Annotated in this window: 24 protein-coding genes; 17 read left to right on the plus strand and 7 right to left on the minus strand. The window is 60.8% G+C overall.

Annotation, left to right across the window (positions count from 1 at the left end):
- Positions 1–5: 5 nt before the first annotated feature.
- The gene (locus tag LY631_RS11135; RefSeq protein WP_274425405.1) at positions 6–1,328 is read left to right on the plus strand and encodes a DUF4910 domain-containing protein; all 1,323 of its coding nucleotides are present in this window, start codon (positions 6–8) and stop codon (positions 1,326–1,328) included.
- Positions 1,329–1,335: 7 nt separating this feature from the next.
- On the opposite strand, the gene rfbC is transcribed toward LY631_RS11135, so the two are convergent.
- Positions 1,336–1,875 (minus strand): dTDP-4-dehydrorhamnose 3,5-epimerase, encoded by a 540-nt coding sequence (rfbC, locus tag LY631_RS11140; protein ID WP_274425406.1) that lies wholly within the window; start codon positions 1,873–1,875, stop codon positions 1,336–1,338.
- Positions 1,876–2,163: 288 nt separating this feature from the next.
- Here rfbC and LY631_RS11145 point away from each other — a divergent pair, with 288 nt between their 5' ends.
- The 3 genes from LY631_RS11145 to LY631_RS11155 are packed head-to-tail and all read left to right on the plus strand — an operon-like array spanning position 2,164 to position 4,975.
- Complete coding sequence (locus LY631_RS11145) at positions 2,164–3,459, plus strand: class I SAM-dependent methyltransferase (RefSeq protein WP_274425408.1); 1,296 nt, start codon at positions 2,164–2,166, stop codon at positions 3,457–3,459.
- The gene (locus tag LY631_RS11150) at positions 3,456–4,268 is read left to right on the plus strand and encodes a sugar phosphate nucleotidyltransferase (RefSeq protein WP_274425409.1); all 813 of its coding nucleotides are present in this window, start codon (positions 3,456–3,458) and stop codon (positions 4,266–4,268) included. Before LY631_RS11145 ends, LY631_RS11150 begins: the two co-directional genes overlap by 4 nt.
- The gene (locus tag LY631_RS11155; protein ID WP_274425411.1) at positions 4,265–4,975 is read left to right on the plus strand and encodes a PIG-L deacetylase family protein; all 711 of its coding nucleotides are present in this window, start codon (positions 4,265–4,267) and stop codon (positions 4,973–4,975) included. Before LY631_RS11150 ends, LY631_RS11155 begins: the two co-directional genes overlap by 4 nt.
- Here LY631_RS11155 and LY631_RS11160 read toward each other — a convergent pair.
- A complete protein-coding gene (locus LY631_RS11160; RefSeq protein ID WP_274425412.1) occupies positions 4,954–6,015 on the minus strand; it encodes a GlxA family transcriptional regulator in 1,062 nt (353 codons plus the stop codon). The genes LY631_RS11155 and LY631_RS11160 overlap by 22 nt on opposite strands.
- A 107-nt stretch (positions 6,016–6,122) precedes the next feature.
- On the opposite strand from LY631_RS11160, the gene LY631_RS11165 reads away from it, so the two are divergent.
- Complete coding sequence (locus LY631_RS11165) at positions 6,123–7,205, plus strand: class I SAM-dependent methyltransferase (RefSeq protein WP_274425413.1); 1,083 nt, start codon at positions 6,123–6,125, stop codon at positions 7,203–7,205.
- 55 nt (positions 7,206–7,260) lie between these two features.
- Here the strand turns inward: LY631_RS11165 and mtnA are convergent, their stop codons facing one another.
- Positions 7,261–8,367 carry an S-methyl-5-thioribose-1-phosphate isomerase gene (gene mtnA, locus LY631_RS11170; protein ID WP_274425415.1) on the minus strand — a complete coding sequence of 369 codons (1,107 nt, stop codon included), beginning with the start codon at positions 8,365–8,367 and terminating at the stop codon, positions 7,261–7,263.
- Entirely contained in the window at positions 8,364–9,650 is a 1,287-nt protein-coding gene (mtnK, locus tag LY631_RS11175) for an S-methyl-5-thioribose kinase (RefSeq protein WP_274425416.1), read from the minus strand. The genes mtnA and mtnK overlap by 4 nt, the downstream gene beginning before the upstream one ends.
- Before the next feature lie 226 nt (positions 9,651–9,876).
- Between mtnK and LY631_RS11180 the strand changes: the two genes are divergently transcribed.
- From LY631_RS11180 to LY631_RS11190, 3 genes are all read left to right on the plus strand, one after another.
- Complete coding sequence (locus tag LY631_RS11180; RefSeq protein ID WP_274425417.1) at positions 9,877–11,388, plus strand: sugar ABC transporter ATP-binding protein; 1,512 nt, start codon at positions 9,877–9,879, stop codon at positions 11,386–11,388.
- Between the two features lie 84 nt (positions 11,389–11,472).
- Positions 11,473–12,465, plus strand: coding sequence for an ABC transporter permease (locus LY631_RS11185; protein ID WP_274425496.1), 993 nt, complete (start codon positions 11,473–11,475; stop codon positions 12,463–12,465).
- Positions 12,466–12,502: 37 nt separating this feature from the next.
- Complete coding sequence (locus LY631_RS11190; RefSeq protein ID WP_274425419.1) at positions 12,503–13,558, plus strand: substrate-binding domain-containing protein; 1,056 nt, start codon at positions 12,503–12,505, stop codon at positions 13,556–13,558.
- 194 nt (positions 13,559–13,752) lie between these two features.
- Here LY631_RS11190 and LY631_RS11195 read toward each other — a convergent pair whose 3' ends face one another.
- On the minus strand, positions 13,753–15,333 hold the full coding sequence (locus LY631_RS11195; RefSeq protein ID WP_274425420.1) for a BCCT family transporter: 1,581 nt from the start codon (positions 15,331–15,333) through the stop codon (positions 13,753–13,755).
- Between the two features lie 339 nt (positions 15,334–15,672).
- On the opposite strand from LY631_RS11195, the gene LY631_RS11200 reads away from it, so the two are divergent.
- The 3 genes from LY631_RS11200 to LY631_RS11210 all read left to right on the plus strand — a co-directional run bounded on the left by LY631_RS11200 (position 15,673) and on the right by LY631_RS11210 (position 19,203).
- Positions 15,673–15,942: a YMGG-like glycine zipper-containing protein gene (locus LY631_RS11200; RefSeq protein ID WP_274425422.1), complete on the plus strand. Its 270-nt coding sequence runs from the start codon at positions 15,673–15,675 to the stop codon at positions 15,940–15,942.
- Positions 15,943–16,125: 183 nt separating this feature from the next.
- Complete coding sequence (locus LY631_RS11205) at positions 16,126–17,100, plus strand: sugar-binding transcriptional regulator (protein WP_274425423.1); 975 nt, start codon at positions 16,126–16,128, stop codon at positions 17,098–17,100.
- A 48-nt stretch (positions 17,101–17,148) separates the two neighbouring features.
- Entirely contained in the window at positions 17,149–19,203 is a 2,055-nt protein-coding gene (locus LY631_RS11210; protein ID WP_274425424.1) for a bifunctional aldolase/short-chain dehydrogenase, read from the plus strand.
- Between the two features lie 99 nt (positions 19,204–19,302).
- Here the strand turns inward: LY631_RS11210 and LY631_RS11215 are convergent, their stop codons facing one another.
- A complete protein-coding gene (locus tag LY631_RS11215; RefSeq protein ID WP_274425430.1) occupies positions 19,303–20,304 on the minus strand; it encodes a polysaccharide deacetylase in 1,002 nt (333 codons plus the stop codon).
- A gap of 90 nt (positions 20,305–20,394) precedes the next feature.
- Positions 20,395–20,739: a TraR/DksA family transcriptional regulator gene (locus tag LY631_RS11220; protein WP_274425432.1), complete on the minus strand. Its 345-nt coding sequence runs from the start codon at positions 20,737–20,739 to the stop codon at positions 20,395–20,397.
- A gap of 169 nt (positions 20,740–20,908) precedes the next feature.
- On the opposite strand from LY631_RS11220, the gene LY631_RS11225 reads away from it, so the two are divergent.
- The 6 genes from LY631_RS11225 (at position 20,909) to LY631_RS11250 (ending at position 25,967) form a co-directional block, all read left to right on the plus strand.
- Positions 20,909–21,577: a tetratricopeptide repeat protein gene (locus LY631_RS11225; protein WP_274425434.1), complete on the plus strand. Its 669-nt coding sequence runs from the start codon at positions 20,909–20,911 to the stop codon at positions 21,575–21,577.
- Positions 21,578–21,581: 4 nt separating this feature from the next.
- Positions 21,582–23,009, plus strand: coding sequence for a ribosome biogenesis GTPase Der (gene der, locus LY631_RS11230; RefSeq protein ID WP_274425435.1), 1,428 nt, complete (start codon positions 21,582–21,584; stop codon positions 23,007–23,009).
- 123 nt (positions 23,010–23,132) lie between these two features.
- Complete coding sequence (locus LY631_RS11235; protein ID WP_274425437.1) at positions 23,133–24,308, plus strand: cell wall hydrolase; 1,176 nt, start codon at positions 23,133–23,135, stop codon at positions 24,306–24,308.
- Between the two features lie 221 nt (positions 24,309–24,529).
- Positions 24,530–24,886, plus strand: a complete 357-nt coding sequence (locus LY631_RS11240) for an AtpZ/AtpI family protein (RefSeq protein WP_274425439.1) — start codon at positions 24,530–24,532, stop codon at positions 24,884–24,886.
- 33 nt (positions 24,887–24,919) lie between these two features.
- Positions 24,920–25,669, plus strand: coding sequence for a F0F1 ATP synthase subunit A (locus LY631_RS11245; RefSeq protein WP_274425440.1), 750 nt, complete (start codon positions 24,920–24,922; stop codon positions 25,667–25,669).
- A gap of 73 nt (positions 25,670–25,742) precedes the next feature.
- The gene (locus LY631_RS11250; RefSeq protein ID WP_274425441.1) at positions 25,743–25,967 is read left to right on the plus strand and encodes a F0F1 ATP synthase subunit C; all 225 of its coding nucleotides are present in this window, start codon (positions 25,743–25,745) and stop codon (positions 25,965–25,967) included.
- Positions 25,968–26,015: the final 48 nt, after the last annotated feature.

The raw sequence follows: 26,015 nt of genomic DNA on the forward strand, positions 1-26,015 counted from the left end.
AAGCTATGGCTCGGAAATCAGCTCGCGGCGCTTCGGTGGCCGGCGTGGACGATCAGGCCATTGGCGCTGAAATCTATGATCTTGCGTGCGAGATATACCCGATATGCCGCAGCATCACCGGGCAGGGCGTTCGCGACACGCTGGATATTCTCTCCCGCTTCATTGCGCTTGACCGGCAACAGGTGCCGACTGGCGAGAAGGCCTTCGACTGGACGGTTCCCAAGGAATGGACGATCCGCGACGCTTTCATTGAAGATGTGCATGGAAATCGCGTTCTGGATTTCTCCTGGTCCAATCTGCATGTCGTCAGCTACAGCGCTCCGGTTCACCGGTTCATTTCACTCGGCGAATTGAAAGAGCACGTCTTCACTCTGCCCAACCAGCCTGATCTGATCCCCTACAGAACCTCCTACTATGCGGAGCGCTGGGGTTTCTGCATGGAGCACAACCGTTTGCAGGCTCTGCCGGAGGGGCAGTACGAGGTCTATATCGACTCTGAGCTGAAAGACGGTTATCTCGACTACGGCGAGTGCCTGCATAAAGGGGCAAGCGAGCGCGAGTTCCTGCTTTCCGCGCACATTTGCCATCCCTCCCTTGCCAACGACAATTGCTCCGGTATCGCGCTGCTGACGCTACTTGCGCGCAGTCTGGCCGGGCGGAAAACGCGCTACAGCTACCGCTTTCTCTTCGCGCCCGGCACAATCGGGTCCCTCGCATGGCTCGCGCGCAACGAGGATCGCGTGCCGCTTGTCGATTTCGGGCTCGTCGTTTCTTGCGTGGGAGATGGCGGAGGGCCGACCTATAAGCGCAGCCGCCGGGGAGACGCCTTCATCGACCGGGCGATGGCCCATGTGCTCTCGCGCAGGGCCCCGCAGGCTGTCATCAAGGGTTTCTCGCCTTATGGCTATGACGAGCGCCAGTTCTGCTCGCCGGGATTCAATATGCCGGTGGGCCTATTTCAGAACAGCGCTTTCGGAGAGTTTCCAGAATATCACACCTCCGCCGATAACCTGGAGTTCATCCGGCCGGAGGATCTGGCACGCTCCTACCAGATTATCAGCGACGTCATCGACATCGTCGAAGAGGACTGGACGCCGGTAAACCTGTCACCCAAAGGTGAGCCGCAGCTTGGTCGCCGCGGTCTCTATACCGCGATCGGCGGCGACAAGGGCGGCGGCCAGGCGGCGATGGCGATGCTTTGGGTGCTCAATCTGGCGGACGGCAACCATTCGCTACTCGATATGGCGGAACGCTCCGGCCTCGCGTTCAGCGACATAGCCGCCGCCGCCAGACTGCTCAGGGAGCACGGCCTCCTTGCCCCTGCCTAGCCGAAACTCAGACGGCTTGCGCCGAGAGATACGGCCAGGACAGATCCTTCTCTGACACGATGCTCGGCGGGCTGGGCCATTCGATGCCGATCGCCGGGTCGTCGTAGCGCAACCCCCGCGCTGCGCTCGGCGTGTGAAATTCGGAAATGAGATAGCTCACCGTCACCTCGTCGGAAAGCGTCAGGAATCCGTGGGCGAAACCCTTCGGAACGTAGAGCAGCTGCCGGTTTTCCGCTGACAGCTCGAACGAGGCCCACTTTCGGAAGGTCCGCGAGTACTGGCGAAGATCGACGATGACGTCGCAGATCGCGCCACGCATGCAGGAGACCAGCTTCACCTCGGCGTACGGCTCTCCCTGATAGTGCATCCCCCGCAGCGTTCCAGCTTGCCGCGAATAGGAAATGCTGTGCTGAACGAATATTGGCTCCAGGCCTTTTTCCCCGAACGCGCGGACGCAGAACGTACGGGCAAAGAATCCGCGCTCGTCCGTAAGTGGATCCGGCTCGATCACCCATGCCCCTTCGAGCGCCGTTTTCTGGAAACGCATGCGCTGCTCCTCCGTTTCCCCACCGCCAGCCTCGCCTGTGCTCACCCGCGACAGAAGATCGACATCAGACGTAAGCGGCAGGATCAAACGACGTACTGCTTTGTTCCGACGGCTGATCTGAGGATGAGGGCAGGTCGGCCCCGCTCGAACGGATTGCCGTCTCGCCAGCCCTGGCGCACCTCCGTATCGTCCCCCTGCAGAACGACACAACGGCCTTGGGGATGTTCAGCAGTACCGCGCGGGTTTTCGCTGCGCGAGTTAGGGATTCCCCTCGCATAGGAGAACGCGATGAATGCCGGGTCCATGGAACTCGTCCGTAACGCACAATGCCCCCGGATCATGGGCCAATGCCGACTCTGCGGCGCCGGCCTGAAACACAGCTTCGTCGATCTCGGCATGTCGCCGCCTTGCGAGGATTTCCGCACGGCAGAGCAACTGGACGAGGTGGAGCACTATTATCCGCTGCACGTCTTCGTCTGCGACCAATGTTTTCTCGTGCAACTGAAGGAGTATGTCAGCCGCGAGGCCATATTCTCTGAGTACGCCTACTTCTCCTCCTACTCGACGAGCTGGGTCGCTCACGCGAGGAATTATTGCGAGGCGATCGTGACGCGCCTCGGCCTGGGCGCCGCAAGCCTCGCGGTCGAACTGGCGAGCAACGACGGCTATCTGCTGCAGCACTTTGCACCACTCGGCGTTCCCGTGCTCGGCATCGAGCCTGCCGCAAATGTCGCGCAGGCTGCCCTCGACAAAGGCGTTCCGACCCGCGTCGCCTTTTTCGGCGCCGAGATGGCTCGCAGCCTCGTTTCGGAAGGCATTCATGCCGATCTCATCATCGGCAACAATGTTCTGGCGCAGGTGCCCGATCTCAACGATTTCGTCGCTGGCATGAAGATACTGCTCAAGCCGGAAGGGATCGTGACGCTGGAATTCCCGCACCTCGAACGCCTGATCGAGGAGAACCAGTTCGACACGATCTATCACGAGCACTTCTCATATTTTTCCTTGTTGACGATCACTGAAATGGCACGCCGGCACGACTTGCACGTCGTCGATGTGGAAGAACTCACGACCCATGGCGGATCTCTCAGGGTCTATCTGGCGCATATCGAAAGCGCCCATCCAGTCTCCATCGGCGTCTCGAACCTCCTTGCCCGTGAGAAGGCGCGAGCATTCGACACCTTGGCCGGATACGAGGGATTCTCCGAAAAGACGATGCGCGTGAAACGGGATCTGCTGTCGTTTCTGATCGCCGCGAAAAACGAGGGAAAGCGTATCTGCGGATACGGCGCGCCCGGCAAGGGAAATACACTGCTCAATTATTGCGGAATCGGGACCGATTTCCTCGAATTCACGGTCGACCGAAACCCGTACAAGCACGGTCGCTACACACCCGGCATGCACATCCCCATTCTGCCCGTCGAGGCGCTGGATGAAGCGCGGCCCGACTACATCCTGATCCTGCCCTGGAATCTCAAGGACGAAATCGTACGGCAGATGAAACACGCCGGCCAATGGGGCGCGAAATTCGTTGTACCGATCCCTCACGTCACGATTGTCGATCCGCTGGAGTATCAGACATGAAAGTCGTCCTGTTCTGCGGAGGGCTGGGAACTCGAATCCGGGATTACTCGGAAAGCTTACCTAAGCCGATGATTCCGCTCGGCCACCGGCCCATCCTTCACCACGTCATGCAGTACTACTCGGATTACGGGCATGACGATTTCGTCCTGTGCCTCGGTTACAAGGCGAATGTCATCAAGGATTTCTTCCTGAATTTCCGGCCCCAGAGCTTTCAGGATTGTGTGATCTCCGATGGCGGGCGCAATATCGAAGTTCTTGGCGAAATGAACAGGGACTGGCGTGTCACGCTCATCGACACGGGAATCTGGCGCAATATCGGAGAGAGGCTCTGGGCCGTGCGCGGGCACGTGAGTGACCAGGAGATATTCCTCGCCAATTACAGCGACGGGCTGACCGATGTCGACCTCGATGAGATGACGGCACGTTTCGAGGCAAGCGGCAAGATCGGCTGTTTTCTGGCTGTGCGCCCGCCGCTTACCTATCATCTGGCGGATATTGCGGATGACGGGCATGTGCGCGAATTCCGCTCGTCCGACCGATCCGACATCTGGATCAATGGCGGGTACTTTCTCTTCCGGCGCGAGATATTCGACTACATTCAGGAAGGCGAGGAGCTGGTCATCGAACCCTTCGAGCGGTTGATCAGGGAAGACAAGCTGATGGCCTATAAGCACGAAGGATTCTGGCGCTCGATGGACACGCTGCGGGACTGGCAGGCGCTTCAGGACATGGTCGAGAAGGGTGAGATGCCCTGGAGCAGCCGCCAAAGGCCGCCGAGGGAAACCAAGGTGATGATGGCGTTGCCATGAACGGCTTTTCGCTTCTGCAGGAAAAGAATGAGCTGAACGTCCTTTGCATCGGGGCGCATTCCGATGACATAGAGATCGGACTCGGTGGTACGATTCTCAGCCTTGCCGACGGCCGACGGCTCAATGTGCATTGGTGCGTGTGCAGCGCGCGCGGTCTGCGCTCCGACGAAGCTCATGCGTCGGCGACCGGCTTTCTGGCGGGCGCTAACGACTGCCGGATCGAACTCGGCAGTTTCGACGATAGTTATTTTCCGGCCCAAAGCCGGGCGATCAAGGACTGGCTCGCGGTAATAAAGACACGCTCGGCGCCGGATCTCGTCTTTACCCATGCCGCAGACGATGCGCACCAGGATCACCGTCAGGTGAACGAGATCACCTGGAACCTCTTTCGTGACCATCTGGTCCTGGAATACGAAATTCCCAAATGGGATGGCGATATCGCCCCTCGCAATCTTTACGTGCCGCTGACGAAATCGATTCTCGATCGAAAAACAGAGCTGCTGATGGCGCATTTCGGCAGCCAGCGATCCAAGGACTGGTTCGATACGGAAACGTTCAAGGCGCTGGCCCGCCTGCGGGGCATGGAGTGTCGCGCGCCGGAGCACTTTGCCGAGGCGTTCACCTTGAAGAAAGGCAGTCTCTTGCTTCGCCCCGCTGCCCAGGAGCACGGACCAGAGGTGCAGCGCTACGCGGAATTGGCGAGCTGATTTGCAGCCGCATGTTCGGCAACGCCGATCAAGCGATAGCGCTGGCGGTAACGCGCGGGCGTCACGCCCGTCATGCGCTTGAACAAACGGCGGAAGAAAGCCGGATCGTCGTATCCGACCAGGTGGGCGATCATGTCGGTCGGCTCGCCGGTGGTCTCGAGCATCTGCTTGGCTTCTTCGATGCGCAGGGCCTGCACATAGTCGATCGGTGAATAGCCGGTAGCCGCCTTGAAACGACGCTTGAAGGTACGCTCCGGCAGGCCGGAAAGCGCAGCCATGCGCGCAACCGGATTGGCTTCCGTATAGTGCTCGGCCAGCCATTCCTGGCAGCGGCACACCGCTGAATCAGCGTGGGCGGCAACCTTGCCCATCGCCGTAAAGGGCATTTGTCCATCGCTCCGGTCGCCCAGCAGGAAAATCTTTGCGACGCGCACCGCTTCGGCCGGGCCGCAATAGCGGGCGATGAGATAAAGTGCGAGATCCGTCCAGGCACCCGCGCCGCCACCAGTGACAATGCGATGCTCCGGCCCGGCCGGGCACAGGATGCGCTCGGGGCGGAGTTTCACACGCGAATAGTGCCTGGCGAAAAGCTGCACCGCACCCCAATGCGTTGTCGCTTCCACATTGTCGAGAAGACCGGCCTCGGCCAGGAAAACGGTGCCGGTGCAGACGGAGCAGATAACCGCTCCGCTTTCGAATTGCTTGCGCACCCAGTTGGCTTCATCGCTCCATCGGCCGGTGGGATCGTCCCCGGGGGTCAGTGCGAGTTCGGTGACGATGATGATGTCCGGCTGGCCGGCTTCTTCGATGCTCGTGTGCGGAACAATCGGAATGCCGATGGGAGAGGCAAAAGTGGCCCCTTCCTTTGCAACGATGAGGCTGTCGAGCCGATCTACGTCGACCGCCTCGCCGGTCATCTCTCTCCAGGCCACGCCCACGGCGGAAAAGATCTCGTGCAATCCGTAGATCGTCGAGGGCGCCGACTCCGGCAGGGCGACGAGCCGGATGCGTATGGCTGTTCCATCAGATTGTAGGTTCATACCGAGGAGTTTGGCACAAAAGCCTCGTTTCTGTCCATTTCGACACTTCTGCCGAGGCGCATTCGCGCCTACTGCCGCACTGCATCACATGAAGTGAGGAGAAGACAATGTCCTTGGCAGCAGAAACACAGACGTTCGATATGTCGGCAGCGGAAGCTTTTACCGGACAGGTTGGCGCTACGCTGAATTCGGGTGCCGTCGCCGCCATGATGTCCATCGGCCACCGTCTGGGTCTGTTCAACGTCCTGGCCGAAATGCCACCGTCGACGAGCGGTGCCATCGCCGAGCGCGCTGAATTAGCCGAGCGCTATGTCCGTGAATGGCTGGCCGTCATGGTGACGGGTGGAGTGGTAAAATATGATCCGGCGAAGAAGGCCTATCACTTGCCTGCTGAACATGCCGCCTGCCTGACCCACGGAGCGCCGCTTGGCAATTTAGCGGTCTATGCCCAGGCGGTCGCGCAGTTGGGGCAGATGCAAGAGATGCTGATCACCTGCTTCGAGACTGGAGAAGGTCTCCGTTATGACGACTATCCCTGCTTTCACCAGTTCATGGAGGAAGACAGCGGCCAAACCGTCGTGGCGCAGCTCGTCGACGCGATCCTTCCCCTGGCTGAAGGGATCGAGGAGCGGCTTGAAGCGGGTATCGAGGTGCTTGACGCGGGCTGTGGACGCGGCCGCGCACTGATCGAGATGGCTCGGCATTTTCCGGCAAGTCGCTTTACCGGCTACGATCTGTGCGGGGACGCGATTGAATATGCCAACGAGACGGCCCGCAAGGCAGCCCTCACCAATATTCGGTTCAAGCAGCGGGATCTGACGGGCTACGACGAAAAAAACCGCTTCGACTTCATCACTAGCTTCGACGCGGTTCACGACCAGAAGGACCCGCAGGCCCTCATCCGCGGGCTGAAAGGCGCGCTCAAGCCCGGCGGTGTTTACCTGATGCAGGATATCGGCGGGTCGGCCAGGCTCGAGAACAATTTCGATTTCCCGATGGCCTCACTTCTCTACGCAGTCTCCTGCGCCCACTGCACACCGGTATCGTTGGGCCAGGGCGGCCTCGGTCTCGGCACCATGTGGGGCTGGGAAATGGCCAAGTCGATGCTCGAGGAGGCAGGTTTCCCCTCGGTCGAAAAGCACGTCCTGCCCCACGACCCGATGAACGTCTGGTTCGTCGCCCGGAACTGATTTCAAAGCAAACAGCCGGCGCACTTTTGCGCCGGCTGTGGGGCCGCGGCAGCTCTTACGCCGCCACCTTGGCTTTTTCCGGGAACAGCTTCGCGAGGCCTTCCGCGGAGGCTTCCGCCACGCCGCGCTCGGTGATCAGGCCGGCGACGAGCCGGGCGGGAGTGACGTCGAAGGCAGGATTGGCTGCAGGTGTTTCATCCGGCGAGATCCGCACTTGAGTTACCGAGCCATCTTCCGTGCAGCCCCAGATCAGGGAAACCTCATCCGGCGAGCGCTCCTCGATCGGTATTTCCTTCACACCGTCGCGCACTGTCCAATCGATGGTGGGCGAGGGCAGGGCGACGTAGAAGGGTACATTATTGTCCTTTGCCGCGAGCGCCTTCAGATATGTGCCGATCTTGTTGCACACATCGCCATTGGCGGTTGTGCGGTCGGTGCCGACGATGACCATGTCGACCATGCCATGCTGCATCAGGTGACCGCCGGCATTGTCGACGACGAGCGTATGCGGCACGCCATGCCCGGCCATCTCCCATGCGGTCAGGTGCGCACCTTGGTTGCGCGGACGCGTCTCGTCCACATAGACGTGGACGGGGATGTTTTCCTCCGTCGCAAGATAGATCGGTGAGGTGGCCGTGCCGTAATCGACGGTAGCCAGCCAGCCGGCATTGCAGTGGGTGAGGATGTTGACCGGTTCGCCCGGCTTCTTCTTCCTGGCGATCTCCGTGATGATCTCCAGCCCGTGCCGACCGATGGCGCGGTTCAGCTCGACGTCCTCATCGGCGATCTCCGCCGCTCGTGCGTAGGCCGCCGCCGCGCGCTCGCTCTCAGGCAGCGGACGCAGCGTGTCCCGCATGGCGTCGAGCGCCCAACGCAGGTTGATGGCGGTCGGCCGTGTGGCGTGCAACTCGTCCCAGACCGCATCCAGCGCGGCATCGGAAGCATCTTCGCGCATGCGGATCGCCACGCCATAGGCCGCCGTCACGCCGATGAGCGGCGCTCCGCGCACCCACATGTCGCGGATGGCTGTCGCTATGCCTTCCACCGTGCGCACATTCTCCACGGGGAAGGAATGCGGCAGCCAGCGCTGATCGATGAGGTCCACGGACCAGCCGTCTTCGTTCACCCAGATGGTGCGGTAGTGTTTTCCTGAGACCTTCATTCTTCCGCCTCCTTGCGGACGCTGACAAATCCGTTGTCGAGCGCTTGTGCCAGATGATTGATTTCTCGCAGCGACTGGAGGGCATGCCTGTTGACGGCCAGGTGCCGCCCGAACTTTAGCGCCGCCGCCTCGCACGAAGCACGCAGTTCCGTGTCCTCGATGGTCTCGAAATCCGCGTTGTGGGCGAGACCCAGGATGCGCCGGTGGATCTCCACGCCGGCAAACCCCAGCATCTCCGTCCAGATGTCCCGCAGGATGTGGTTCAGAGCCTGCTCGGCACCCAGGTAGTCGCCCTGATCTTCATATAGGCTGCGGTGATAGAGCATTCCCGAGCGCTCCGTGTGCCAGAGCCGGGCGAACTCGGCCCGGAAGACAGCCCACGTTTCCTCGATCACCTCCAATAGATAGGCACGCATTGCGTCGCGTGAACCCCCTGCCTCGTAGCCGCGCTGAGAGAAGAAGGCCATCCAGTAATTCGCCAGCAGCATGCCGACATCGAAGGAGATCGGTCCATAGAAGGCGAATTCCGGATCGATGACCCGCGTGTCCTCCTTCGTCACCATCACCGATCCCGTGTGCAGATCGCCGTGTACCAGCGTTTCGGCTTTCGACGCGAAGAGATGTTTCATCCGTTGCGCCTCGACCTTCAGGTCGCGGTCGGCCCGCAATTCTGCCACCAGCGCGTCGAGTTCCGGCGTATGCCGGTTCATCGGCGCCTCGAAATACGGATCGGTGAAGACGAGGTTCTCCGTTATGTCGCAGAGTTCGGTATTATCGGCGAACAGCGCGAGGTCCGCCTTGCGCTCGCGGGCTTCCATATGAAGATCGGAGCCACGGAAGAGCGTGCGCGCCATGAAGAGGCCGAGATCCTCGGCAACTTGCCGAAGTTCCTGCCCCTTTATCAGCGCCTGGCGCAGGATGATGTGTGGAGACAGATATTCCATCACGATCAGCGCCTGAGCCTCGTCGAAATATAGAACCGCAGGCACTCTGCCGGGCGCACGTTTCTCCTGGCGGGTGAGAGCGTGATATTCGAAGAAGGAGCGCTTGAGCGGCAGAGGCCAGCTGTCGCCCACCAGCCGCACATAGGGAAGCGCTTGCTTCACGACCACAGTGCCCCTGGCGCCCTCCACGATGAAGACGAGGTTGAGATTGCCGTCGCCGACTTCGCGCACCTTCCAGTTTTCCTGCGCGCCGCCCACGTGTTCCGCCACCGCCGAAATCGGCGCGAGCCGCTCCGCCAGAGTCTCGACCGTCAGCGCCTGGAACGCGGTTTCCTTCATTCTTCTCCTCCCCGTCTGCTGCGGCTAGTCGCGACCATTTGCGATATGCATCTTCTGCGATATGCATCTTCCCCCAAGCACGTCAGCCTCGGGCTTGACCCGATGAGCCACGGCGAAAGGACACGAACGAGCGCCTATGTCCATCCCACGCTACCAACGCTCTGTCATTTGTCAACGATATTGACAAATGATTGGCCGGTGCATAGCGTCATGCTGGGAGGATAGCATGGCACAGTCCGTCGTCTTTAATATCGCGGGTCTCGGGAAGTCCTTCGGCCCCAACACGGTGTTGCGCGATATAACGCTCGCGCTACGCGCGGGCGAGGTGACCGTGCTTATGGGCGCGAACGGCGCCGGCAAATCCACTCTCGTGAAGATCATGAGCGGCGTACACCAGGCGGACCGCGGTGCAATGCAGCTTGAGGGCACGTCTTTTCTGCCCGGCACACCGGCTGAGGCCATGCGCGCTGGCGTTGTAACGGTGCATCAGAATATCGACGACGGGGTCGTCAGCGCGCTGAATGTCGCCACCAACCTCGTTCTTGACCGGCTGAACAATACGAAACGCGGCATTCTTTTCAATCCGCACCGCATTCGCAGCGAGGCGCGTGAAATCGCGGAGCAGATGGACCTTTCGCTCGACCTCTCGGCCAATGTAAACGAACTGCCGCTTGCGGACCGGCAAATGGTCGCGATCGCCCGCGCAATGGCGCACGAGCCGAAAGTGATGATCCTTGACGAGCCGACCTCCTCGCTTTCAAGCAAGGAGGCCGACCGCCTTTTCGCCTTTATAGACCGGCTGCGCGAGCGCGGTGTCGCAATCCTCTACATCTCCCATCGCATGTCGGATATCCGCCGCCTGGCTGACCGCATCGTCAGTCTGCGTGACGGGCGCATTACCGGCCTCTTCGAGGACGAGCCGCTCGACTACGAGGGTGCAGTGAACGCGATGCTGGGCCAGGAGTTAAGCGCCGGCCATGCTGCTGCGTGCGCGGCAAGTGAGCCGATATTTACCGCAAGCGGCGTTCAGCTCGCACCCGGTGCCAGCCCCTTCTCTTTGGCCCTTGGCATGAGTGAGGTGGTGGCGATCACGGGCCTTGTGGGCGTCGGAAAAACGCAATTGGCGGAGATGCTTTACGGCCTCCGCCATCCGCTTGCAGGTTCCATGCAGCTCGATGGGAAACCCTATGCACCGAGAACACCTGCCGACGCCATCCGTCGCGGCGTCTTTCTGGTGGCGAAGGACCGCGCCCGCACCGGCATCGTGCCGGATTTCAATATTTACAAGAACATGAGCCTGCCGTTCCTGCCGCGCTTTTCGTTTTTCAGCATTACGCAGCGGCGCGCCGAGCGTGCTGCGGCACGAGCGCAAATCGAGAATATGGGCATCGTCTGCCGCAGCGAGCGCGACGATCTCTTCACACTTTCCGGCGGCAACCAGCAGAAGGTGACGGTCGCGCGATGGTTGTCTCAGCCTTCGCGCATGCTCATTCTCGACGAACCGTTCCAGGGTGTGGATATTGCCGCCCGACACGACATTGCGGCCAAGCTCCGCGAGAGCGCGAAAGAGCGTGCCACGCTCCTGTTCCTGACCGAGCTTGATGAGGCCCTTGAGACGGCGGACCGGATTTTGGTCATGTCGGAGCACACGATTGTCGGTGAGCATCGTACGTCCGAAGTCGACATGGCGCGCCTGCTCGCCGAAGTGGCAGGCGCGAACATGCAAGGGGCGGCGTGAGTCTGGAGAATAGAACGAATGAGAACTGAACTCGCCGAGAAACCGGTTGCCGAGGCGCAACAGCCGGAGTCGATGCAGCCGAGCCTGACGTTGCGTGAAATCGCGATCCGTTACGGCTTCCTGGCCCTGCTTTTCGGACTCATCATTTTCTTTTCTCTGGCGACGGGCGGTTTTGCCTCCCCACAGGCGGCCGTCTTCATCCTGCAATCCGTCTCGATCACCGGTATTCTGGCGCTCGGCGTCACGGCAACGCTTGTGGTCGGCGGCTTCGATCTTTCCATCGGCTCCGTCGCGACCAGCGCCATGATGGCCGCGGCCTATATGATGGTTATCCTGGAGCAGAATGCGCTTGTCGCGGTTCTCGTCTGTCTGGCCATCGGCGCCTTCGTTGGTCTGCTTAATGGCCTCATCATCTGCTACATGCGCGTGCCCGACCTGCTCGCCACGCTCGGCATGATGTTCCTTCTGATCGGCCTTCAACGCATTCCCACCGAGGGCCGCTCTATCGCCTCGGGCATGACGCTCCCGGACGGAAGCGCGGCTGAAGGTACCTTCAGCCCGGCATTCCTGGCGCTCGGGCGTCACCGGTTTGATTTCTTTATCGAGAATCTTGTGCCGGCGTCCGTGGTGGTACTGCTCGTCCTAGCGGTCCTCATCTGGTTCTTTCTGGAATACACCCGCTTCGGTCGCATGATGTATGCCGTGGGCTCCAATGCCCGCGCGGCGGAATTCGCCGGAGCGCCCGTGAACGCCTATAAAATCTGGGCTTACGTGATTTCCGGCGTGTTCGCTTCCATCGGCGGGATTCTGCTGGCCGCCCGGCTCGGACGCGGTGATATAGCATCCGGTACGAACCTCCTGCTCGACTCTGTCGCCGCCGCCTTGATCGGTTTCGCGGTGCTGGGCGCAGCCAAGCCCAACGCCTTCGGCACCGCCATCGGCGCGCTCTTCGTCGGCGTACTTCTGCAGGGGCTGACGATGATGAATGTGCCTTACTATACGCAGGACTTCGTGAAGGGGGCTGTGCTGGTCATCGCACTCGTCTTCACTTTCGCGCTGCTGGGCAGGCGGAACTGATAGGTTTTCAAACGGAGAACAACAAGTGGAGGAAACGATGAAGCTGACACGCAGACATCTTGGCAGGCTCACGGCCGGCCTTCTGGGCGCAACCCTTCTATGGCCGGCCGCAGCGTCCGCGCAGGACATGCCCGCCCCCTTCGACAACCCGGGGGATGTGGAAATCGCGCTGGTACGCTATCTCTCTACCGGTGATTTCTTCCAGGCCTATCTTTCAGGTGTCGAAGCCCAGGCAGAAGCACTTGGCGTGAACCTGCGTGTGCTCGATAGCCGGCAGGACGCAGCTTTGCAGGCCGACATGGTGGACCAGGCCATTGCGCTCGGCGTCGACGGTATCGTCATTCAGCACGGGCTGACGGAGTCGATGAAGGAAGCGGCGCAACGCGCGGTGGACGCCGGCATCAAGGTTGTCGCCTTCGATGTCAATGTCGAGAACGAGGCCATTCCGCAGATCGAGCAGTCCGACCGAGATCTTGCGCGGCTGGCGCTCGAGCAGGCGATCGAGGACAATGGCGAAAGCTGGAAGGCAGCCTACGTCTACGTGCCGGGCATTGCCCCGCTCGACCGCCGCAACGAGACCTGGATGGAGTTCAAGGAGAAATATCCTGGCATCGAGCAGGTCGCGGAGTTTGGTACGCTCGACAACCCGATCGCGAACTCGGTAGCAAACCAGGCGCGTTCGGTGCTCTCGGCCAACCCCGACACCCAGGTCGTGTTCGCGCCGTATGACGAGTTCGCCAAGGGTGTGAAAATCGCCGTGGACGAGGCCGGTCTTTCCGACGGCATCAAGATTTACTCCGCCGACATTTCCACCGCCGATATTTCGGCCATGCGCGAGCCGAACAGCGCCTGGGTGGCAACGGCGGCCACGAATCCGGCCGTTGTGGGCGAGGTCTCGGTGCGTGCGCTTGCCATGCTCCTGGCGGATGAGGATCCGGGCGAGAATGTCGTCGTACCGCCGACGCTGATCACTCAACAGCTTCTCAATGATGAGGACGTTAAGAACATGCAGGAGTTGTCGCAGAAGATGCCGCAGTTCGCTCATGCGGATGTAGCGGTTCCCGACTGGATGCCCCTGCCCGAGCGCGATTGATAAGAAGACATTTGGTTTGTAGAAGGGCGGCTTGCGGGCCGCCCTTTCTCTTTTGTTTTGGCCGCGAAGCCGCTGACAGCAGAGAACAAACCACAGCGCCAGAGCGAAAAAGAAAAACCCCGGCCCAACAAAGCCGGGGTCTCGCATTGTCTACGGCCCGCGAGCATCGCGAGGCCGCTATAACGATTGTGTCTTTAGCGCTCCTCGGCGGCAAGACCCTTCCAGGTGGCATAGAGCATGACCACCAGCAGGATGGCGAACGGGAAGCCCGTTGCGATGGCACCTGCCTGGAGAGCGGTCAATCCTCCGCCCAGCAAGAGCACAACGGCCACCAATCCCTCGAAGATGCACCAGAACACACGCTGGGCGACCGGGGCGTCGATCTTGCCGCCGGCGGTGATCGTGTCGATCACCAGCGAGCCCGAGTCGGAAGAGGTCACGAAGAACACGATAACCAGAATGATGCCGATCAGTGACGAAATCGCAGCCAGCGGAAGATCGGCCAGCATGGCGAAGAGCGACAGCTCCGGCACATAGTCGATCACCGTATCCTGCACGCCCATGTAGCCCTGGTTGAGGAACTGGTCCATGGCCGTGCCGCCGAATGCCGTCATCCAGAGAATGGACACCATCGTCGGGACGAGGAGCACGCAGGTGATGAACTCCCGCACCGTGCGGCCCTTTGAAACCCGGGCGATGAACATGCCGACGAACGGCGACCAGGAAATCCACCACGCCCAGTAGAACGTGGTCCAGCCGTGCATGAAGGCTTCGTCTTCACGACCGATCCAGTTCGAGAACGATGCGAAATCCTTCACGTAGTACCAGCTGTTTTCGAAGAAGCCGGTAATGATGGCAACAGTCGGTCCGACCAGGATCACGAACCCGAGAAGCAGGATCGCGAGCACCATGTTGATCTCCGAAAGGCGCTTAACGCCCGCGTCGAGGCCCGCGAGAACCGATACGAGAGCCACTGCCGTAATGAGCAGGATGAGGATGACAGTGGAGAGATCAGTGTTGGGAATTCCGTACAACTCGTTCAGGCCGGCCATGGCCTGAGAGGCGCCGAGGCCGAGAGAGGTCGCCAGGCCGAACAGCGTGGCGAAAACTGCCATGATGTCGATCACGTGACCGATCCAGCCACGTATGCTTTCGCCGAAGATGGGATAGAAGACGGAGCGCACGGAAAGCGGGAGCCCCTTGTTATAAGCCGCGAAGGCCAGCGACAGCGCGAGCACGCCGTAAATGGCCCAGGGATGAAGACCCCAGTGGTAGATGGTGCCCGCCATGGCGAGTTCGCGTGCGCGGGGAACGGCCGATTGGACCACTTCACCGTCCACGACCGGCGCCTGTGCGCCGAGCGGCGGATTGTTGAAGTGGTACATCGGCTCCAGAACGCCGAAGAACATGAGCCCAATGCCCATACCGGCAGCGAAGAGCATGGCAAACCAGCCGGCGTAGGAATACTCGGGAACCGCCTCTTTGCCCCCCAGACGGACCTTGCCGAGCGGCGTAACGGCCACGACAAGGCAGAACAGAACGAACAGATTTGCCGAGAGCATGAAGACCCAGTCGAATGTCGTCTGCAACCAGGTGCTGAGCCCCTGAAGCGCGTTGCTGGCATAATCCTGGAAAATCAGCGCGAAAATGACAAACGCGACAATGACGACGGCTGATATGAAGAAAACGGGATTATGGACATCCAATCCTATAACGCGGACATTGTCCTGTCCTGCTTCGAGGCCGTGTTCCTCCTCGACGTTCTGTTCTGACATCTTTTTTCACTCCATTTTTCGTCCGGCGATCCGCCTCGACGGTACGCCGAAACTCTCCCCCAAGAGAGAGGATGCTGCCGAAGATCAAACTTGGCAAGTCGCCTGATTACGACGCGGACTATGCGAATTAAGCCAACGTTTCAATAAATAAGGCGGAAATTGTACCTATTCCGGGCGCAAAGGTGGCGAAAAGACCACCTTTCCAGAACATTTTCTGCGATTGTACCGCCTACGCTTGACGAACGCCGCGGGGCGGAGGAGCATCGCCCCGTCAAATACATCCGGAACGAATTGCCGCGAGGTGAATTGTCCTGTGGCAATGGCATGTTGGAGAGACCTATGAAAAAACTCATTCTCTTGGTCCCATTCCTTTTGTTTGCGATCGCCGCATGTACGCCCACTCAGCAGGGCGCGGCCATCGGCGGCGCGGGTGGTGCGGCCGTAGGTGCGGCAGTGGCTGGCAATGAACTCGAAGGCGCGCTTCTTGGTGGTGCGGTCGGCAGTGTGGCCGGTGCGCTTATCGGCCGTGCGTCGGAGGGCAGCAGTCAGTGTGTCTATCGCGACGAATATGGACGCCGCTATACGGCAGCTTGTCCCCGGGGCTACTGAGCAGGAATACACCTCAACTTCCCAAAAAGGGCTGGAGCCGAAGGTTCTGGCCCTTTTTTTGGGAGGAAAATCCCCACTAGCATCACAGCGCGAACTGGCATTCATCGCGCAGCCCGGTCTGCCCGCCCCTACATTGACTTTTGTCAATGAGCATGAATAATGTCGAGCCGGAGGAGATGGCTAATGCTTCGTCCGGCAGACCAGATTGTTCATAAGGCCGCCTGGCTCTATTACACGCACGGCCTCCGCCAGGATGAGGTGGCGCGCCGGCTGAATATTTCGCGCGCGTCGGTTGCGCTCTATTTGCGGCGGGCGCGCGAAACCGGCATCGTCAATATTTCCGCATCCACCCAGTTGTTCCGCAGTGACCGGCTGGCGCGCCAACTTGAAGATCGTTTCGGCTTCGAGGCGGTTTGGGTTTTAGGCGAAGAAGGGCTGACGGACGACCCCACAGCGGAAATTCCCACGCTGGCGGCAAGCGTTTTTCTTGAGATGGTGCAGAATGGAGATCGCGTGGGTGTAGCCTGGGGGCGGACGGTCTATGCAATCGCCGATGCCATGAGCTATGCTGACCGCCAGGGCGTCACGGTCGTAGAGATGTGCGGCAATCTTGGGTCTCCCTATTCCTATAGGCCAGATCAGTGCACTATGGAGATTGCCCGCCGGCTTAATGCCAGCGGATTGAACTTCTATGCGCCGCTTGTCCTCAGTACGGAGGACCTTGCCCGCCAGTTGCGCGAGGAGCCGGTCATCCGCGAACAACTCGACGGCATCGCGGGCTGCGATCTTGCCCTTTTCACTGTCGGCACATTGGATGAAGACAGCCACGTCATCAAATGCGGCGCGTTGGGGCTGGATGAACTGGCGGAAATAAAGAAGCTCGGCGCCAAGGGCGTCATCGCCGGACAAATCATTGGCTCTGACGGTGCGCTGCTGGATTGCAGCTACAATCGCCGTATGATCTCCGCCGATTTCGAGTCCATTCGCGCTATTCCCCGGCGTCTGATGGTGGTGCAGGAAGACGAAAAGTTGGAGCCCCTGCTTGCGGCCATCGAAGGCCGCTTTCTCACACATCTTGTGCTGACCGCACGCATGGCGGAAAGCCTTCTCGAACATGCGGGAGCGGGCGAAGCCGAGCCTGCTCCCGCCTCCGCTTGAACGGTCGCTCCGGCGGCCATCTGAGTTTTCGAACACGACAGGAATACAATGCATAACCTCTGGAACGACAAGGAAGCCGAAAAGCTCGTCAGTGAATACGCCGAAAAGGGTGTCGACCGGGATCTGGCCCTGCGGGTCTACACCACTCGGTTGCTCGGTGGTGAACCACGGCTGGTGTTGCATGGCGGCGGCAACACTTCGCTGAAGACCAAAGCGAAGGACATTCTCGGCCAGGAGTGGGACGTGCTTTGCGTAAAGGGGAGCGGCTGGGACATGGGCGTCATCGAGCCGCCCGGACTGCCGGCGGTGAAGATGGAGGCGCTGCTCGCCGCGCGCCAACTGGACAGCCTCTCCGACGAGGCGATGGTGGCGATGCAACGCGCAAACCTGCTTGACCCCTACGCGCCGAACCCCTCGATCGAGACGCTGCTGCACGCTTTCCTGCCGCACAAATTCGTCGACCATACCCACTCGACGGCCATCCTGGCCCTGGTCGACCAGGCAGACAGCGAGCCGCTGTGCCGCGAGGTGTTCGGCAAGCGCGTGGGCTTCGTGCCTTACATCAAGCCGGGCTTCGAGCTCGCGAAGGCTGCGGCCGATATCTACGACGCCGATCCGTCGGTTGAAGGGCTTATCCTCGACAAGCACGGCATCTTCACATTCGCCGCTACTGCCAAGGAAGCCTACGACCTCATGATAGAGTTCGTGACCATGGCCGGGGACCATGTGGCGAAGAACGGCAAGAAGCCGTTCACGTCGGTCGCGTTGCCGCAAGCGCTCGCCAGGCCTGAGGAAATCGCGCCCTATCTGCGCGGCGCGGCGGCCATTCCGCAGGGCGAGGGCAGCTTCGGACGTATGGTGACCGACTTCCGCACCTCGCCGAAAATCCTCGACTATGTAAATGCCGATACAGCTGAGGAACTGGCCACGCGCGGCGTTTCCACGCCTGACCTGTCGATCCGGATCAAGACCGGCCCGATGGTTCTGCCCGCGCCCGAGGCCGGCAAGCTCGAGGAATATGGCGAGACGATCCGCGAGAAAGTGGCCGATTTCTCCGCCCGCTATTGCGACTATTTCGAGACCAACAACGCGCGTGACGAGGTCGAGCGCACCATGCTCGATCCCATGCCGCGGCTCGTGCTTGTGCGTGGCCTTGGGCTCTTCGGCCTCGGCCGCAGCGCGAAAGAGGCGAAGGTTGCTGCCGATGTGGGCGAGATGCTGGTCGAAGCGGTCACGGGCGCCGAGGCCATTGGCTCCTTCCATCCGTTGCCGCTCTCGGATCTTTTCGAGCTTGAATATTGGTCGCTCGAGCAGGCCAAACTCGCCGCCAACAAGCCGAAGCCGCTCTCTGGTCAGGTGACGCTGGTGACCGGCGGCGCGGGCGCAATCGGCGCGGCGACGGCAAAGCTCTTCGCCTCGCAGGGCTCCCATATCGTCGTGGTGGACCTCGACGAGGAGAAGGCCAAGGCGGTGGCCGGGGAAGCCGGAAACGCCTCCATTGGCGTCGGCGCGGACGTGACGGATCCGGCCGCCGTGCGCGCCGCCTTCGACCGCGCGGTGGAGACATTCGGCGGCGTGGACATCATCGTTTCCAACGCCGGTGCGGCCTGGCAGGGCAAGATCGGCGAGTTGGACGACGCCGCTCTGCGCAAGAGCTTCGAGCTGAATTTCTTCGCGCACCAGACCGTCGCGCAGAACGCTGTACGCCTTTTCGAGAAGCAGAAGACGGGCGGCGTCCTTCTCTTCAACACCTCCAAGCAGGCGGTCAATCCGGGTGCGAACTTCGGCGCCTACGGACTTCCGAAGGCGGCGACGCTGTTCCTGTCGCGCCAATATGCGCTCGACTACGGCGCGCTGGGCGTGCGCTCCAACGCCGTCAACGCCGACCGCATCCGCTCCGGCCTTCTGACCGACGATATGATCGCCAGCCGGGCCCAGGCGCGCGGCGTCTCGGAAAAAGACTACATGGGCGGGAATCTGCTCGGCCATGAGGTCCGTGCCGAGGATGTGGCGCAGGCTTTCCTGAACCATGCCCTGGCAGAGCGCACCACGGCGGATGTGACCACGGTCGATGGCGGAAACATCGCCGCCGTGCTTCGATAACTTGTGAGCCGGCCGATCCGCCTTCGGACGTGTTGGCCGGTTACAAGCTCAGGGACAAGCAAACGGCGGCAAGGATCGGCCGCTTCAACTCATCGCGTCCTATCCCCTGCCACTCCTGTCGGATACTGTCCTCAGGGTCGCGGCTTCCGGCGTGGTTTCCTCGATATATTGCTTGTAGCTTGTGCAGCGCACATCGGCTTTTGAACATACGGTCTCGGCAAAACGCTCCAGCGTGCGCCAATATGCGCCGTCATTCATGAGCGTGAAATGAAAGCCAATCTGGAGAGGCGTGCGACCGTTCGCGTATTCCTCCTCGAACGCGTTCATGAAAGCGTCAAAAGCCCGTTCACTGAAATAGTCCGCCTTCTCCGGCCGCTCCTCACCATCCGAATGGCGCACATAAAGATTGTAGTCCATGGCGATAACCGGGCGGGCATCCGGTCCTTCCGGGATCAGCGGAAGCGCGAATCTGGTGACGGCGTCGCCGGCGGGCAGTAGCGGCCCGGAGGAAACGGTGCTGGCGTCGTAGAGAAGTCCCTTGAGTGCCAGCGCCTCGAACAAACCTGGCCCCGTGGCGAGATAGGGCGCGCGAAAACCGACGATTTCAGTGTCGGCGAAAGCACGCCAGCCTGCGGGCTCACCCTCGAAACCGTTGATCCTCCAGGCGTCGCGCAGGACCGTCGAGAACTGATCGAATTCATAAGTCCATTCGTTCGCGGTCCAGTCGCCACCGTCGAAATGGCCGCAAGCATGACTTGCGATCTCGTGTCCTTCCTCCCGGGCCTGCCATATCTGTTGAAGGCGACCGATAACCTCCTCACGTGAAAGGCCGAACCCGACATTGCTTTTTCCGGCGGCTGTGCGCGGTCCCTGATAGAGCTCCCGCGTTTCCGGCGTGAGCAGATAGACGCAGGATAGAAAATACGTAAAGCGCGCGCCGGTCTTTCGCGCCAATGCCCGGCTGCGCTCCCATTGCTTAATGAATGAAGCGCCGTCGAATGAAATGATAACGTACTGCGGCATTTGCGAGGATTCATGGGCCAGGGCAGGGGAGGAGAGCGTCAGAAGCGCCGCCGCGCACAGGCGTGAAGAGAATGTCATCCATGCCGTCCAGAGTTATTACTGCTGTTGGCCGGCTATGGGTGAAATGTGGCATGGTGTGGGTGGAGCGATCGGTTGTAAACAGCTTTCTTAGCGCTGCTTGCCTCCGGCGCAGTGAATACAGCGCTCGGCCATAGGATCGATCTCCAGTCTGCGGTCGGCGATTTCCTCGTCGCAGTCCACGCAATAACCATAGTCGCCCTCCTTGAGGCGGCGTTCGGCCATCTCGATGCGTGTGAGGTCACGCTGTCGCGCCCGTTCCGAAGCCTCTGCCATAGCCTGCTGCTGCATCGCGTCCATCCGCGAAAGCCGCCCCACAGACTGCTGATCGAGCGCCACCGGCTTGCGCGCATCGGTGGACATGCGCGAAAACTCTTCCAGTTCGGCGCGTTTTTCGGCCAGGCGCGTTTTGGCTGCTTCCAGATCGGTTGCCATGCAGGGATAATAGAAACCGGTTCGCCGCTGTACAAACAGATTCGCGGATTGTGGCCCGCAGGAGCGCATAATGAAATCACGCGCGCTACCTCTTCCATGTGTGTGAATTTCCGTTAAAAGGCGGACGGGATGCAATCCGGACGATGCGCCGGCTGAAAACAGGTTTTTGATGTCCGACGACAGTTTCATTCGCGAAGTCAACGAGGAGGTCCGCCAGGATCGCTATAAGACGTTGTGGCGCCAGTACGGGGCTTTTATCGTCGGTGCGGTCGCGCTGATCATTCTCGCCGCAGCCGCCTATGTTGCCTATGACTACTGGTCGACTTCGCGCGCCAATCGCTCCGGAGACGAGTTCGCGCGTGCTCTGGAGCTTGCCGAGGAAGGTAACAACACGGAAGCGCTGGCCGTTCTGGAGGAGCTGGAAGACTCCGGCTACGGCTCTTATCCGGTGCTGGCGCGCATGCGGGCGGCCAGCATCCAGGCCGAAAGCGGAAACATCGATGAAGCCGTCGCCAACCTTGATGCGGTGATGGAGGACAGTTCTGCACCGGGCGTTATTCGTGAGATTGCCCGCCTGCGCGCCGGCCTTCTGCTTGTTGACCACGGCAGCTATGCCGATGTCGCCGCGCGGGTTGAAGCCCTGACATCCGTCGGCAATCCTATGCGCCACACGGCCCGTGAGGCCCTTGCCCTCGCTGCGTGGAAGGAAGGGGAACGGGACAATGCGCTCACTCTCTTCGGCGAGATTGCGGATGATCCGGAAGCCCCGGCCGATGCGCGCCAGCGCGCGGAGATGATGTCCGAGCTGATTTCGGGTTCTGGCAGCGAGTCCGGGTAGAGCCATGGCTTTCAAGGTCGCCATTGTCGGCCGACCCAACGTCGGCAAGTCGACCCTCTTCAATCGGCTGGTCGGTCGGCGGATTGCGCTCGTCGATAATACACCCGGCGTCACGCGCGACCGGCGTGTTCATCCGGCGCGATTGCACGATTTGCGTTTCGACGTGATCGATACGGCTGGCCTGGCCGAGGCTGCCGCCCCTACGCTGGAGGGGCGCATGCGCGCCCAGACCGAGCAGGCGGTGGAAGAGGCCGACCTCGTCATATTCATGATTGATGCCCGCTCCGGCCTGATGCCGGACGATCATACCTTCGCCGAAGTTGTCCGGCGTAAGGGAAAACCGGTGGTCGTTGTGGCCAACAAGACTGATGTTCGCGGCACTGACGCAGGTGTGGTGGAAGGCTGGCAACTCGGCCTTGGCGAGCCTGTGGGGCTGTCGGCCGAGCACGGGCAGGGTATGGTCGAGCTGCGCGACGCCATCGCTGCCAGCATCGATGAATCCGTGGAGACCAGTCCCGAAGCCGTAGGCGCGGACGCCGGTGACGAAGCGCTGGTCGGCGAAGATATCGACCCGGATTCGGAGGAGCCGGAAATCGATCCGGAAAAGCCGATCCGAATTGCGGTGGTCGGCCGGCCCAACGTTGGAAAATCCACGCTGATCAACGCTCTGATCGGCGAGGAAAGAATGCTGACGGGCCCGGAGGCCGGGATCACGCGCGATTCCATTTCCATTGACTGGAAGTGGCGCGACCGCAAGATCAAGCTTTTCGACACGGCCGGAATGCGGCGCAAGGCGCGGGTTCAGGAGAAGCTGGAAAAGCTTTCCGTAGCCGAGGCCCTGCGGGCGATCCGTTTCGCCGAAATCGTGATCGTCGTTTTCGATGCCACGATGCCATTCGAGAAGCAGGATCTTCAGATTGCGGATCTGGTGCTGCGTGAAGGCCGTGCGCCGGTCATGGCTTTCAATAAGTGGGATCTGATCGAGGATCGTCGCGAGACACTTGAGGATCTGCATGAGAAGACCGAGCGGCTTCTGCCTCAGGCGCGCGGGATGGGAGCTGTCCCTGTATCGGCTGAAACCGGCCGCGGCCTTGACAAGCTGATAGGCGCAGCCGTCGAGACCCACGCAGTTTGGAATCGGCGCGTGCCCACCGGCCCGCTGAACCGCTGGCTGGAGCGGGCGACCGCCCATCATCCTCCACCCGCCGTTGCTGGGCGGCGGCTCAAGATTCGCTACATGACGCAGATCAAGACCCGCCCGCCCGGATTTGTGGTCTCCTGCTCGCGACCGGAAGCCATGCCGCAATCCTATATCCGATATCTGACGAATGGCTTGCGGGAGACTTTCAATATCTTCGGCGTGCCCATCCGAATCGCACTGCGCACCTCCGAAAATCCCTACGCCAAGCGCGCCCGCAGCAAGCGAAACTAAACGCGAATTCCTCCTCGACAAACTGTGGCCGTTTCCGCGTGTCAGGACGCTGGCGCGTTAACGGACGATCAAGGTTAATCAATTAATGTCCCGATAAGTCCAATTTGCGTAATAGGCGTGGAAATGAGGGTTCGGGTGCGTGCTTCAGGTGTAAGGCGTTGGCGTAAGCCCTCGGATCAAAAGCGTTCATTGTTTCCATCCGCCGTGGTCGGGTTGGGAATTTGGCTCGGCTTCCCATCGGCTGTCGCCTATCAGGACATGACAAGCCTGATTGCCGGACAAGACGCGAGCGTCCGGTGGAAGGCTGTCGTGGAAGCCTCTGCAGCCGGGTCCGTGCATCAGGCGGAAATGCCGTTCCAGGCCGCTGATGCGCCGAGCGTGCTTTCCGGCGCCGGCGTTTCGACCGTCGGAGTAGGCGAGGTGGCTTTCCGGACAAAAAGTCGCTCGCCCGAAACGCCAGACGAGAAACGCGTCAACCGCACCGGCAAGCAGGGGCGTCTGGTCAAGATGCTGCCCATGGCACCGCCCAGGCTTTTCAATGCGGGCTCGATCTTTCAGGAGTCAAAAGCGCTCTTCTCCACTTCCCCCATGGGCGAGAAGGCGATGGCTTTCGCCGATCCGGAGATCAAGGGCAAGGAAGTGCAGATCGCCTCTCACTTCCACGAAAAGAAGAAGCCCGCCTCGCAGGTGCCAACCGCCATTGCGGACCTCGTGACCAACGACGAACCTGATATTCTCGCTATCGCCTACGCCCCGTCCGGCCCGGATTATGCCAAGGCCTCACCGTTCGCCAGCATCTTGCGGGACGAGAACGAGGGTCGTTTCATCCCGCCCGTCGAACCCACGGATCATGCCTGGGCGCGCCGGTCGCTTCCCGCCGAATCGTTTTCCGAGCGTGAGCAGCAGTGCCTCGCAGCCGGCATCTACTTCGAGGCCCGCGGCGAGCCGGTGAAGGGGCAGGCGGCCGTCGGCCAGGTGATTCTCAACCGCGTTCGCAATCCCGCCTATCCGAATACGATTTGCGGTGTCGTCTACCAGAACAAGAATTGGCGCAATCGCTGCCAGTTCTCCTTCGCCTGCGATGGAATTCAAGACCGCGTGCGCAGCCCTGGGCATTTCAAGACTGCCGAGGAAGTGGCGATGGCCGTGACGGCAGGCAAGATCTGGCTTCCGGAAGTGGGATCCTCCACACACTATCACGCTACCTATGTCCGACCGCGCTGGGCCTCCACAATGGAGCGCGTCGACAAGATCGGACAACACATCTTCTACCGCACTTACGGCGGCGGATGGCGGTGAAAAAATAGCTAGCCCCGGCGAAAAGGAGCCATTTTCGCCCGGCTATTGGGTGATGGCGGGCGAAGGCGCATTGTCGCACCCTCCTAAGTATCTGTTTTCATGGGTAAACTTGCCTGTGATAAGCCCGCAAGGCGCGGCTTGACGGGCGCAGGGCTGCTCACTATGTTGCGCGCGACCTTGAGGCGGAGTTTCGCCAACCGGAAACCGGTGTGGAGGCTGCCATGGCCAAACAGCATAAGCCGGGTGATCTGGACGGGCGGCGGCGCGGACTTGAGGAAGCCCTCGCGGCCAGAAGGCCGAAGAAGCCGGAGGACGACGGGCACGCGAACACGCGCGGTGTGAGCGGCTATGGGAATGCGCTGAGACTATCCAGCGAGTTCATCGCCGGCATCGTGGTCGGAGCGGGTTTGGGCTGGTTCATCGATCGGATGGCCGGCACGTCGCCTTGGGGGTTGATTGTCTTTCTGCTCCTTGGTTTTGGGGCAGGTGTTCTGAACGTCCTGCGTTCTGCAGGACAGGTAGCCGAGTTCGGGGCGGGCGCGCGCGAAGGCAGCGATGCCGACCCGGAAGAAAAATAGGGCGGTTTTGCCGCGTGATGAGAGGGGAGCCCAGTGGCCACAGACCCGATTCACCAGTTTGAGATTTCGCGGATCATTCCGATCGAAATCGGCGGTCTGGATTTTTCCTTCACCAACTCCTCGGCTTTCATGGTCGCAACGGTGGCTGCCGCGGGGGCATTTCTTTACCTGACGACGTCCAGTCGGGGTCTCATCCCCAGCCGCCTGCAATCGATTTCCGAGATGACGTATGAGTTCATCGCCTCGATGCTACGTGACGCCGCGGGCAGCCAGGGGATGCGGTTCTTCCCGCTCGTCTTCTCGCTCTTCATGTTCGTGCTGATGGCCAACCTGCTCGGCATGTTCCCTTACTTTTTCACGGTCACCAGCCACATCGTGGTTACCTTCGCACTCGCAATTCTCGTGATCGGCACGGTGCTCGTTTACGGTTTCTGGAAGCACGGCTTCGGATTCCTGAAGCTATTCGTGCCTGAAGGAGTACCCGCAGTTCTGATCCCGCTGGTGGTGGCGATCGAGATCGTTTCCTTCCTTTCAAGGCCGGTCAGCCTTTCCGTCCGCCTGTTCGCGAACATGCTGGCCGGGCACATCACCCTGAAAGTGTTTGCCGGTTTTGTCACCTCCCTCGGCGCTCTCGGTGTGGCCGGCGCTACCGGGGCGATACTGCCGCTGGCGATGACTGTGGCACTGACCGGTCTCGAGTTTCTGGTGGCCTTTCTGCAGGCCTACGTCTTTGCGGTGCTGACCTGCATGTACCTCAACGATGCCTTGCATCCCGGTCACTAGGAAGTTTCATCGGCGGAGTTCCCGCCAAAACCAGGCAACGACTTAAAGCGACGATCCACAAGGAGTTTGGAAGATGGAAGCAGAAGCAGCAAGGGCTATCGGTGCGGGCATTGCCTGTCTCGGCATGGGCGGCGCCGGTATCGGTCTCGGCCACATTTTCGGCAATTACCTGGCAGGCGCGTTGCGCAACCCGTCCGCCGCTGACGGCCAGTTCGGTCGCCTGATTTTCGGCTTCGCCGTGACCGAAGCGCTCGGCATCTTCTCGCTGCTGATCGCTCTGCTTCTCCTGTTCACCTAAGCGCGAAGAAACGTGCCCGAACCGGCCGCCATGGCGCGGCCGGTTTCA

Source organism: Chelativorans sp. YIM 93263 (genome assembly GCF_028767125.1).
Taxonomy (GTDB): Bacteria; Pseudomonadota; Alphaproteobacteria; order Rhizobiales; family Rhizobiaceae; genus Chelativorans.